8 protein-coding genes are annotated in these 12,782 nt (G+C 42.1%); all 8 read left to right on the forward strand.

Annotated features, from left to right (window positions below):
- The first annotated feature begins 97 nt into the window (after positions 1 to 97).
- The 8 genes from IGI46_RS08130 to IGI46_RS08165 all read left to right on the forward strand — a co-directional run bounded on the left by IGI46_RS08130 (position 98) and on the right by IGI46_RS08165 (position 12,594).
- On the forward strand, positions 98 to 4,780 hold the full coding sequence (locus IGI46_RS08130) for a SpaA isopeptide-forming pilin-related protein (RefSeq protein ID WP_429973221.1): 4,683 nt from the start codon (positions 98 to 100) through the stop codon (positions 4,778 to 4,780).
- Complete coding sequence (locus IGI46_RS08135; protein ID WP_429973222.1) at positions 4,777 to 5,481, forward strand: prealbumin-like fold domain-containing protein; 705 nt, start codon at positions 4,777 to 4,779, stop codon at positions 5,479 to 5,481. The genes IGI46_RS08130 and IGI46_RS08135 overlap by 4 nt, the downstream gene beginning before the upstream one ends.
- Before the next feature lie 91 nt (positions 5,482 to 5,572).
- Positions 5,573 to 7,342, forward strand: coding sequence for a class C sortase (locus tag IGI46_RS08140; RefSeq protein WP_429962843.1), 1,770 nt, complete (start codon positions 5,573 to 5,575; stop codon positions 7,340 to 7,342).
- A 30-nt stretch (positions 7,343 to 7,372) separates the two neighbouring features.
- Positions 7,373 to 9,541 (forward strand): glucosaminidase domain-containing protein, encoded by a 2,169-nt coding sequence (locus tag IGI46_RS08145; protein WP_429962844.1) that lies wholly within the window; start codon positions 7,373 to 7,375, stop codon positions 9,539 to 9,541.
- Positions 9,542 to 9,553: 12 nt separating this feature from the next.
- Complete coding sequence (lepB, locus tag IGI46_RS08150) at positions 9,554 to 10,108, forward strand: signal peptidase I (RefSeq protein ID WP_429962845.1); 555 nt, start codon at positions 9,554 to 9,556, stop codon at positions 10,106 to 10,108.
- A gap of 32 nt (positions 10,109 to 10,140) precedes the next feature.
- Complete coding sequence (locus IGI46_RS08155) at positions 10,141 to 10,881, forward strand: hypothetical protein (RefSeq protein ID WP_429962846.1); 741 nt, start codon at positions 10,141 to 10,143, stop codon at positions 10,879 to 10,881.
- A gap of 16 nt (positions 10,882 to 10,897) precedes the next feature.
- Positions 10,898 to 11,830 carry a hypothetical protein gene (locus IGI46_RS08160; RefSeq protein WP_429962847.1) on the forward strand — a complete coding sequence of 311 codons (933 nt, stop codon included), beginning with the start codon at positions 10,898 to 10,900 and terminating at the stop codon, positions 11,828 to 11,830.
- Between the two features lie 38 nt (positions 11,831 to 11,868).
- Positions 11,869 to 12,594, forward strand: a complete 726-nt coding sequence (locus tag IGI46_RS08165; RefSeq protein ID WP_429962848.1) for a winged helix-turn-helix domain-containing protein — start codon at positions 11,869 to 11,871, stop codon at positions 12,592 to 12,594.
- Positions 12,595 to 12,782 lie beyond the last annotated feature (188 nt).

The raw sequence follows: 12,782 nt of genomic DNA on the forward strand, positions 1-12,782 counted from the left end.
AGGGCAGACAATGCGGAAAAAAACAAAAATAAAGCACGTAGTCGCCATCCTACTTCCTATCCTATTCATACTAGGTATTGTTTATTCAATATCTAGTATGGATTTATTACGAGCGGATGATTCTTCCACCCAATTGACTGTTCAAAAGGATGATGAAGACATCACCGGAAAAGATACCAGTATTTTGGAAAATTCCGTGAACTTAAAATTGACTGCAAAAGAAAATCAACTTTTTCGGCTCGTTGAAAATGAGCACGTCAGTCTATCATCACCAAGTCCTGATTCGCGGGAACTTCCAGTTAGAGAAGTACTGTCTTCACAGTTTGATTTAGAAAATGAACTTGCTGTATTGAAAGGTGAACCAGAGGAAACGGATACTTCTGAAAAGAATGATGAGGCTGAAAAAAGAGCGCTGTCTAGTGAGCTGATTCGAGTATCCGATACCGAAACTGGAAAAGTCACTACGTATTTAAAGCTTTTGAAGGATAAGACTGAAACGGTTACCTTTTCTAGGGAACAGGATAGTCAAGAATCCACGGTTGAACTTGAAAATGTGGAACAAGCAAGGAAGCATAAATTGTTCAATTTTATTTCTATTAAAGTGGAAGAAACGTCAGAAGAAATAAATACTCCAGAAGAACCTGCGGAGCCAGAAGAGAAAAAAAACGAACCAGAGCCTTTGAGTGGAAGCGAAACGATTGAAGAGCTTGAAAAAAGAGCCTATGTAGAAGAAGAATCCTTTAAGCCAATTGAAATTCCGGCTGAAGAAGCAAAGGCAAAGCGAGGAACAAAAGCAGCCTCTGCTATTTCAGTGACAAATGCTAAAGTAACTGTGCGTACAGGAACATCGAAGTTTGATACAAGTGATGGTCCAGGCTACGATTCTGGAGAAACCAACGATCTAGTTCGGTCATTTGATTCAAATCTATATCTGCTTTCATTTTCGTTAGAAGCATCAGACCCTGGAATCAAGTATTCAGAAATTCAATATCGAGTAGATATGGAAGTACCGAAAGCTTATGGATTGGATTCAGCTGGTAAGAAACGCTTTAACTGGGAAGTAGTTGCACACGAAAATACGTCAATGCATCCGGAAGCAGATGGCACTCAAACTGCTAAGGGGTATCTGAGTTCTACGATCAATTCAAATGGACAAATTTTAGTCCCAATGTTTGTAAATGTCTATGGTGCTGAACATGGTACTGTGATCAAACCCAAACTAAAGATTACGATTATTAGTGCCAAAAATGAGTCTACTGGATTTGTAGAAACAATTAATAAAGAATACGATCAAACTAATTTGAGTCAACTAAAAGTAAAAGATACAAAAGTATCAGCAAAAGCAAACATAAAACCCGAACTTGTTAAGGGCAAGCAAGCTGATTTTGCCAGTACTGTTTCAGGTGGGACTTGGTCTGCAGCGACTCGAAATAATTGGCAGGTTGTAGGTGTTGGTGTCAATATTTCGCTGAAAGAATTAAGCGGACGAAGTAAATACGACTTTCGTGGATCCACTTTTCCAACGGGAGCGATTAAGTTTACTTTAGGAACAAAGAGCAACACGTATCAGGTGACCAATACATCTTCAAAAACGCCTGTTCCAACTGGATCAGCTACTTCTACAAGTCATGCTTACCCAGTTCAGATTGTTGCTGGAACATCAGGAACAATGAGTGATAATTCTGCTGATTGGTTTTGGCGATTACACAAGGCTACTGGGCGAACACTGAAGGTAAACAAAGCAGTTTTAAGCGATCAGATTCCTTTCGGGAAGTATCAGGATGTTCACTTTTCTGAACCAACAGCAGTGGACAAATCGAATATTGGTGTTTTTGATACAGGAGATGTAAGTCTAACTGGTGACACTCAAGTCAGTATTGAAAATTATGAACCTATGTGGAATCCCTATACTTATAATATGTCCGGTACTGCTGTTAGTAAAAATAATCATGTTTTTGCATCAGTGAGTCTTTTGACTGAGTGGAACAATTTGTACATTGTCAACAAAGGTACAGGGGTCTTCAATTCTGAGATCGAAGTATCCAATATTTCGTATGAAGGAAATAGTCATTCTGGAGATACGGTTGTTGAATACAGTCGTACGAAAGCTGGACAAGGATTCTCGCAGCATACTTTATGGGCGTATAATCCCCCAGCGAACCTTAGTGATAATGGTGTAAGTTTAGGTAGTACAAGCAGCGTTTGGAATGCTGCAGGAGATGCAAGAGTAAATAAAGGCTATGAATTCACTGCAGTCGGACGTTTATCTGTTTCAACAGATTGTCACTTAGTAAAAAATGCGGTGAGCTACGTACGCTGGAATGGGAATTCGGCAAAGTTTGATTCTAGCAGGCCAGTTTACACAAAGGCTAAAAAAATATCTTATGGGGTTAAAACATCTAAGGTTCCTATCAGCAACGCATACAGAACACAAGCTCAACTTGATGCCGAATATACTTGGTACCCAACAGTCGAAGCAGCTGAGGTGGGATCAAGGGAAATAACTGCATGTAAACTTGAAGATGAAGTAACTACTCCTACCTATACACCGTATGGGTACAGTGTCATTTTACCTGTGACAGCCGTTGGGCCAATTGGTAGTCACAAAGATGCTTCCGGAAATCCGAATATTCTACTAATGGCTTCTTTTGTTAACTTTTCTAATGGAACTAAGAAGCAAAGACCAGATGTAGGTACTTCATATGCGCCATCTATCTTTTCTTCCACAGGGACCAAAACAGGCGGGCACTTTGCCAAGTACGATAGAGATGAGAATGAGGTAGTTCCTAATGTAGCTGGAGATATGGCAAGTTATGGGGATACTTTCTTCATAAATGGTGTTTCGATTACGACCACTACGGCGCCAGAAAAGCCAATTTACCCGACAGATGAAACCATCAAGTGGAAGGTCAATGGGAACATCAATGGTGGAAACACCGCTCATACTGTCCGATTAACTACTACCTTATCTAAGGGAATTGATTATGATGTGGGTTCTGCAGTAGATGGTTTAGGAAATAAAATTGCGGCTTCAAATGTTTCGGTAACGAAGAAACCAGATGGTACTACAGTGCTTGTGTTTACTCTTGATAATCTAAACCCTGCGAGGGGAGATATTGCAGAGGTAAACTTTACTACAAGCGCTGAAGTTAAGGATTTATCCTTTGATGATAAATCCGTAGCTAAGGCCAAAGCCCATACTGTCGGTGAAATATGGGTGAAAGGAAGTCCGAGTCAAAAAGATCCTTCTGCACAAAGAGTCAGAGAGTCAGAAGGAGAAATTGATCTTTATCAAATACAGCAAATTTTACTGACAAAAACAGTGGATAAAGAGTTGTTGGAAGTCGGTGCGAAAGATGCAGCGAATCCTTCGGCATCTTCAGATATTACGTACACTATCGAATTGGAAAATAATAGTTCAGATAAGCTAGTGGATGTGAATCTCTTAGATGTATTGCCGTTTGATGGGGATACTGTTCGTGGTTCTGATTTCAATGGGTCGTACAAAGTGAAAAATCTTAAAATGACTAAGGGGACAGGAAGCTTCTTCTATACAAATTCGTCTGTTCCGACAAATCAGAATCCGAATGCTGCAATACCAGGTTTAGTAGCATTCCCATCAGGTGGGAATCCAAAACTCTATGAAAATGCCAAAGCGATTATGGCAAAGGTAGCTTCAATAGGGGTAAACGAAAAGGTTAGCTTCGAAGTCACGTTAGCGCCAACCGGACACATGGCTGGAGATTTGTTTAGAAATCAAGCAGCCTTTAACAGCAAGCTGGAATTGCCAGTATACAGTAACATTGTTCAAACCCGAGTCTACAGCCGAGATTTAAAAGGTTATGTCTGGTATGACGATGACTATGACGGATTGATTGGAACTAAAGAAGACGGTTCGGCAGAAGATCCTGTCGCTAATATTCCGGTTAAGCTTTATCGAACTAGTAAAACCAACACTGGGTATAAAAAACAATTGGTCAAAGAGAGCTTAAGAGGAGATTCGTACATTGATGGTAGCGGAGACTCCTTAATTAAGACCAATGCCAGAGGCGAGTACCTGTTCGAAGATTTGCCAGAAGGCGAATACCTAGCTGAGTTTATTGTCGGAGATTTAGTTGTTTCAAAGGTCGTGATCGTTACTAAGCAATTGGTTGGTTCAGATATGACTAAGAACTCCAAAGCTAGTCCAAGCGACTATAAGACACCAGAGTATCCGCAGCCTGAATTGAAGGATCTGCCGACCACCCTTGGTTCCGGTAAGTATGTCCATCATGTGACAGATGTCAACGCAGGTCTCACTCGTTTATCAACGATTCGACTCTTTAAATATATTGAGGGTAGTGCAGTTGATGGGAATGGAGATGGGCATCTGTCAGATGAAGAAATTGAAAAGACCGCTACACCGTTACAATATGCAGAATTCGATTTGTTTGAAGGAAACAGTACGAAGCCAGCGGATAAGATCGGCTCAGCGACGACCGATGAATATGGCTGGTTAGAATACACCGGTCTCCCTCCAGGGGACTATACACTGGTGGAAACCAAAGCGCCTTCTGGCTATGAATTGATTAAAGAGCCAATCAAAGTGAATGTTCCCAAATACAATTATATTGTGAAGGTGTATGTTTCTGATTCTGGAGCGACTCTATTGCCGTTTACGGGTGGAAACAAAGCCATGCAACTTGTTTTAGTGGCTGCGGGCAGCCTGATGCTGATCGGTATGCTGGGCATCGTCCATCAATTTCACCCAATTAAGAGACGAAAGAGGCGAGTAAGATGAAAAAATTAAGTCGTATAGCGCTGCTTCTTATTCTCTCTCTGTCGTATCTGATGCAAGGGGTGCCTGTACATGGACAAGAACCTGCAACTGATACTGAATCAGGCTACAATGTCCACATTCAGAAATACAAGGTGGAAGATGCCGCAACCATTCATGCCCTTCCTTTAGATGGACTCAAGGTAGATCAGGTAACTGACGAACAAGGTAAAGCCTTGGAACCGATGAAAGGTGTGTCCTACAGCATCACCCGGGTTACTTCGATGCAAGGTGGTACAGGATTCGAACCATTAAAAGGGGAAGGTGCCTTCACGACTACCGTAACGACGGACGATAAGGGCATGGCCAGCGTCACTGGTCTCGCTCAAGGGATGTATGAGATTGTTGAACAAGAACATGAGCAGTTGCTGGAAGTCATGGAACCGGTCATTGTGGAGCTGCCGTTCCCGCAACAACAAGGGGAAGCGTTACACGGTGTTTATATCTATCCGAAATCCAGTGCGGTCAGTGATCGTCCAGGGTTATCGGGGACGAAGGGGGATACTCCCGCCCCTGGTACTTCTGCCAAGGATCCTGTGAAGAAGCTGCCACAAACCAGCGGGAATATCGGAACGTATCAGACCCTGCTGTGGATTTTAGCTATGGTGCTTGTCATGGGGCTGGTTGGGATGGTGAACATTCACCGAAAAAGAGACAGTTTTTAACCAAACAGCAATAACGATAAGCAAGACAAAGAATCTGGGATACTTGCAGAGGTGTCCTCGATTCTTTGTTTCTAGTGTAAAACGAACTTAGATGAAAGAAGGAACCAGTGTGAAGCGGGAAAAAAACAAACGAAGAAATTCGTTGCTTAAAAACTTTGCACTGTTGATGATCTTCGGAGGGATTCTGACACTCTTGTACCCAATTGTTGGGAATTATCTGGCCAATCGAGAACGCAGTCAAGCGGTCAGCCAATACGATGACACCATGAGAAAAATGTCAAAAGCAGACAAAGAGAAACAGCTGCAGCTGGCACAAGAATACAATCACTACATATTCAATAAACAAGAGGGAAAAACCACAGGGGAACCGATTGTTTACAACAGCATCATGAAGCAGGGAGATGTCATGGGCACCATTGATATTCCGGCGATTGATATCAAACAGATGCCTTTTTATCACGGGACTTCCTTTAAGACCTTGGATAAGGGCCTAGGGCATTTTGAACCGACCTCGATTCCCATCGGCGGCAAAGATACGCGTGCGGTAATCACGGGTCATAGCGGTGTCCGTAACCAAGTACTCTTTACCGACATCCGTAACTTAAAAGAAGGTGATTTATTTTTCATCAATATTTTAGGCAAACGGTTGGCTTATGAAATTGATTCCTTCGAAGAGATTCTGCCGACAGACGCCGATAAAATCAAGATTCAACCCAAAAAGGATAAGGTGACGCTGTTAACCTGTACACCTCCGGGTATCAATACCTTCCGGCTTCTGGTCACAGGTCATCGAGTGGACTACAACGAGGCGATGCAGCGAAAGGTAAAACAGCGTAATCAATGGAGTTACCAAAATATTGTTTTGGCCACGTTGGGCAGTAATGTCGCAATCTTTCTTCTATTAATGGGGATTTATCAATACAATATCCGCCGCTTTCGCTCGGATGATCCCCTGGTCGCAAGAAAGGCGAGAAAACGTCTGAAACGATTGTTCCTAGTCACAAAAACCTTATTCATTTTACTATTTATTAGTATGGTGGCGGTCATGTGTACAGCAATCTACGGCTATCTTCAAATGGAACAAGAGCCAGCGTATGCATCGGTCAATATCGGCCAATCAGAAGAGCTGAGCAGTTTTAATCTGGATAAAATCTCACAGGCCACTTATGAGGAGAAACAAATTGCCAGCGTAAAAATTTCAGACTATGCGAAAGCAAAATCAGCCATTCAGACGACAACCAATAATTGGGGAGTGGGCAAAATTGTTATTCCCAAAGTGTCGATAGATTTACCCATTCTGGCAGGGTTAGCCAATGAAAATCTGTTGAGTGGAGCAGCGACGTATCGTCTAGATCAGCAGCTGGGTCGAGGAAATTATGTGCTGTTGGCCCATAATATTTTTGATAAAGATGTTCTGCTGCACCGGATTCAAAATTTAAAGAAAGGCGATCTGATCTACACGACAGATTTCAAAGATATTTATGTCTATGAGGTTTCCATAAACAAAATTATTGAGGAGACAGAAGTGGACTATGTTGAGAAGAACCCAGCGAACAATCGCGCCTTACTGACTCTGTTGCGGTGCGAAGGGGACATTGGCACAATCTATCGCCGACTGGTTCAAGGGAATCTAAAAAGTATTTTACCTTTGAGAGAAGCCGAAGCTGAGCTATTTGATCAAATGAATTTAACGAGATCAAATACCAAGGTGAATGGCGAGATTATGAAGGAGGACCCGATTACCACAACGGATCATTGGAGTATGACCTTGGCAGCTAAGATCATTAGTGATCCATTACAAACCGTCGTGCCATTATTTTTATTGTTCTTATTGCCCATTTTATTTTTCAGTTTGATTTAAAAAAGGAAGACAGGGATAGGAGAAAACAAGATGAAAAAAACTGCTGGAGGAATTTGTGCGCTGTTGTTGCTGGGTGTCTCACTCTTTAGTTTAAGAGGTGGCGTCTTGAAGGCGGGAGAGCTTGAAGAAAAAAACGTCCAACTATCGGAACAACCAGTAATAGCAACTGAACCTTCACAAGAAACTGTACAGGAGCCATCCTTGTTAAACACAGAGGAGCCGCCAACGTCTCAAGCAGCGGAACCAGCAATTGAACCGCCAATTGACTCCTCCGTAGAAGAAGTAATTTCAGAGGAATCGACCGAAGCAACAAAAGAATCCAGTGACCCGTCATCTAATACGTCCAGTGAAACAAGTGAGACCGAAGCCACGACCAGTTCGAGCAGCGAGTCCACAGGTGAGTCTACAACAAGTACTACTAGTAACTCAACCACGGAGTCGTCCACTAGTTCGACCACGACACAGGAATCGACAAGTTCAACTGAATCGATGACAAGTGAAGAGCCTGCTTATTCAACAGAAAGCAGTACTAGCATTTCGACTACAGAAGAACAAGAAACGAGCCCTTCTTCTAGTGATCCAGAAGTTTCTTCACCAGAGGTACCTCCAGCTGAACCGCCAATGGTTCAAGTACCCCAGCCGAGTCAGCCAACGGTACAGACACCTCGTTTAACTAATGGAACGCAAGACCAAGCCCTTTCAGCTACTAGTACCCTCAACCTTCCAAAGGAATGGCGGGCAGAACGATTAGCGGAATCGGATTTAGGACGGTTCGAACTACCATTACTATCTACCTTTGAACGCAAAGAGGTGGCTGCATGGATTTATGGAGCCATTCAACAAGTGGGGCAGCCGCAAGAGAAAAACTTGGAGGCAGCTGAATTTTTCAAGGAGCTGTATCAAATGTTCTATGGAACAAATTTAGTAGAGGATAGTCAAAAGTTTCAAAAGGAAGAACTATTAATTGGCACCCTTCTCTACCAAGATCAAAAGCTGGTGGGCTTGTATTTGGGCAACGATAGCTATCTTACTTTGGCAGACGTTGAAGTAACCGAAGAACATGCAGAAGCCGAGAAAAAAGAAGAGGCGGAAGAAGCCGAAGAACCAAAAGAATCAGAGGAGCCAGTCAAGGAACGTCAAGCAGTCGTCCGTTTGCTAACTGAATTGGACGATGAGTTTACCATACAATCCTTACCTGAAGTGCAGCTGACAGCCGAGGGACAGCAAGTGTTAGCTAATTACCCGGCAGCTAAAAATTTCCAAGCCAGTGAAGCAACGACAAACTTTGTCGAGTCTATCAGTGAAGATGCACGAACTTTAGGACTGGAATACGATGTATTTGCCTCAGTGATGATTGCACAAGCTATTTTGGAGAGCGGCTCCGGTACTAGCGGACTTTCCTTACCACCTCATTACAATTTGTTTGGGGTTAAGGGAACCTATCAAGGCCAATCGGTTTCTTTTGCGACCAGCGAAGATCGTGGAAATGGCGAATTGTATCAAATCCAATCTGCTTTTCGGAAATATCCCAATTATGCGGCGTCTTTAGGCGATTATGTCAGCTTGCTGCGAGGAGGGATTTCCGGTAACAGTGCCTTTTATCAACCAACCTGGCGTTCTAAAGCTAAAAATTATTTAAATGCCACCACCTCTTTAACTGGAAGCTATGCGACGGATACAGAATACAATCAGAAGCTGAATTCTCTGATTGCAGTCTATCACTTAACAGAATTTGACCGGCCCAAAGCGACGGACTCCAGTGTATTTATTAAAGGAAAATCAGAAATTCCTGCTGAGTACAAAGAACGGATGAAGCTCCCGGATTATGATGGAAAAAATTACAACAGCTCAGGCTCTTATCCAGTCGGTCAATGTACTTGGTATGCCTACAATCGAGTAAAACAACTGGGTAAATCAGTCGATGAGTTTATGGGCAACGGTGGTGAATGGGGAGCAACAGGCCAACGTTTAGGCTATAAGGTGAGTCAACAGCCAAAAGCTGGATGGTTGGTTTCCTTTAGTCCTGGAACTGCCGGATCAGATACACGTTATGGCCATGTGGCTTTTGTGGAAGCTGTAGGATCAGAGGGGATTCTGATTTCAGAAGGGAACGTCTATGGTGGGACGATTATTTCCTATCGAGTAATTGGCAATGATTTGGCTCGATCCAACCAAGTATCCTACATTCAACCAAAGTAAGAGGAGCGACACATGAGTAGAAGACCTAGACATCGTTCACAAATAAATGGGCGCAAAAAAAGAAATCTAATAAAGGCAGTTGCGATTCTTTATTTGTTGGTCCTAGGGATAACCGGCTTCTTTCTGATTGATGCACAGATGCGAAACCATTTTAGTATTCATTGGGTTTCGGGTACTTCTATGGAAAAGAATTTACATGATGGCGATGCCGTGTTGGTGCGAAAACAAACACCGATTCATCGGTATGAAGTGGTTGTTTTTAGTGTAGCCAAAGAGCCGGATATGTTTGTTAAGCGGGTAGTTGGCATGCCAGGGGATACGATTATGGTTAAAAATAATCGGATGGTTTTAAACATCGGAGAGCCTAAAAATTTTGAAACAGTTTATACCTTTCAAGTTAACCCATCTGCAGCTAAGAAAATGCAAACCTTAACGGAGATTCCCGAGGATTGTTATTTTGTCATTGGTGATCATGTGGATGTATCTAAAGACAGCCGAACCTTTGGACTGGTGAAGCAAACAGAAATTGAAGGAATTGTTCAGCTGCATTTAGCTGCGGTTCAGTAATAAAGAGAAGAAGGAAGAAAAGAGGAAGCTGCGTGTTAATTATTAACATTCTAAGTGTAGGACTTGTGGTTGTTACATTACTCATTGTCCTTTATCGGTTTTTGATGACTTCACGCCTAAAGAAAATTGAAAAGCAAAAAGGTCAGCCATCGTCATTTTATAAAAAACTGGCCTATGTGAAGTATCTGGAACAAGAAAAACATGTGTCTTACCTGTTGTTTTTGAGTCTGCTCTTGGCAATGGGTCTGCTTTTAAGCACCTATAGTCTCTTTGAACTGGAGGATCAGCTGTATGCAGTGAATCAGAAAAATGCTCAGACGAATGATGAACTCTATAAGATGCGAGAGGAGCAGCGGCGTTTTATTAATGACTTACCAATTAAAGCCTACCCTGAAGAGGGACTAGGATTGGGTACGTATGATTGGGCGGCTCTTTTTGAAAATGAAAATCGCAAGCAGCAATACGAGATTGAGAATGAGTTGGCCGCAAAAGCTGAACCCTATTTTGGATTGTCCTCTACGTTAATTGTGCTGGATATTCCGTCAAAGACACTGAGTATTGCACTGGTAGGGCATTCGGGGACCAAAGATCAACTGGAAACGCTGGAAGCCAATCAACTAGCTTTTGTTAAGGAAGCCGAGGTGGTGCCCCATTTAACTCAGGTCACCTTTCAAATGCATTTAACTGGTGAAGATCAAAAAGAGGAAACGCATCATCGCACGTTCACCCGTGCAGGTGATGATCAAGAATTTGTGCAGGTCCCAGAAGAATAAAGAAAGAAGGTAGCCTATGTCGTCAAACAAGAAAAAGAACAGTTGGTTTTTCAATAAAAGTATTGTAGACGAAATCAATGCAATTCCAGAAAATCGTATCGAAGAATTAGGATCGAATGTTTACTCAATGGAAAAGAACGGAGAGAAGCCAGTGCAAAGACCAATTGAAAGAACGAGTGAAAGACCAACTGAGCCGCCAATCGAAAAGAACAGTCCCAAAGCAGCGATCCATCCACCAGAAGTTATTCGTCTGCAAGATGAATTGCAACGTATGACAGAAGAGCGCGAACGAGAACTTATTCAGCAACAGACGGATCGACGGATTGAAGTGCAAAAATTAATGAATGAGCAGGAACGTCTTCGCAGTGCTCTAAGTGTCGTAGAGTCAGAAAAAGAGCAAGCCCAGCAGCAAACACAGACAATGAAAAGTGAGATCACGAACCTGCGGGAAACCTTAAAAGAGCAAGCCGATGCTGTTGAGTTGGAACGAGTGAATCAGCAGTTAAAAGAAGAATTAATTATCAAAGATCAGAAACTGGGCGAATTAAATCAGATTATTACCGAAAAGGAGACTGCGTTAGCTTCCTTGCTGGAAAATTCCGATCAGGTGGTCGATCAAGTGACGATTCAACAAATGAAAGTGCAGCTGGAAGAGCTGCAAAAAGAAAATAAGGAACTAAAAGAAGAAGCGATTCGCTCTCAATTGGAAATTGGAGAGGTATTAGTTTCCGCCCGGAAGCAAGCAAATCGAACGGTCGAAAAAGCTAAAATGGATGCGGAAATGATGATTCGATCGGCAGAGGAAGATCTTGAGGTTGTTTACGACCGAGCGAAGGAAATTTCTTTTGAGGTCAATGAATCGAAACGCGACGTATTGGAAATTTTCAAAGAGCTGCAGCAGCGCGTTGATAAATTAGCTAATACAAAACTTAATGCAAAAGAAGAGTAACTAGATAAAATTAAAATCGAACGAAAGAAGGAAAAAATATGTCTCAAGCCTTACTTCTAACAAAGAATATTTTAGCAAACCAAACACTACAAAAAAAATTGCAAGAACTAAATGATGAAGTATGGTGCTCTACTTGGCTGTTGGATCAAATTCAACGCTTCGGTGTCCCTGTGTTTGTTTCTCAGCAATTTCAGGTAGTTATTTTTGGTAAATCACTCTCTGATGAGGAAGTACAAACGTTATTGCAGCCTTTGTTAGAATACCCGCTTATTCTATTAAGAGAGGTTGAACAGGAGCCAACGGAAGAGGAACGAGAAAAATGGACAGAACTTGGACTGCAGGGATACCTTGCAGAAATTGATTCACAAGAAGTGATTCGAGAAAAAATTGCATTGGCTACTATGAAGAGAAACCAAGCAAAGGAATCGAATCAACGAGTGGTTCCATTTCCTAATTCAGAAAACAGAAGTGAATTCGACTCAACGCTTATTCGCCTAACAGGCAAAGAGCAAACGGTTATGAACCTTCTTGTTCGAGCACAAGGAGAAGTAATGACTCGGAAAGAGTTGTGTGAAAAAATTTGGTCAGAAGGCAATACGGCGTCAAACATGAGTCAGCTTTCTTGTATGATTAATCGAATCAAGCGTAAATTCGAAAATCAAGGTGTAGATGGACGGATTATTGTGACCCATTGGGGGAGAGGCTACCAATTGAGTGACTATTTTTATCAACAATGCGCATCTTACGCTCAGTCGTTTTATTAACCAGCAGAGAACCAAACAAATCGAAGCTTTTAAGAGGATCCGTCTCTTGGAGTTCGGTTTGTTTGGTTCGAATTTTTTATTGTAAAAGCCGTGGATAAAGTTTATATGCCTTCTAAAAAGTCACAAAGAACAGATCATAACTATTAAATGAAAAAAACTCTGCAAACTGTTTGCTAAACAGACTCCCC

Origin of the sequence: Enterococcus sp. AZ163, from assembly GCF_050498925.1 — a bacterium.
GTDB classification, from domain to species: Bacteria; Bacillota; Bacilli; order Lactobacillales; family Enterococcaceae; genus Enterococcus_A; species Enterococcus_A ferrettii.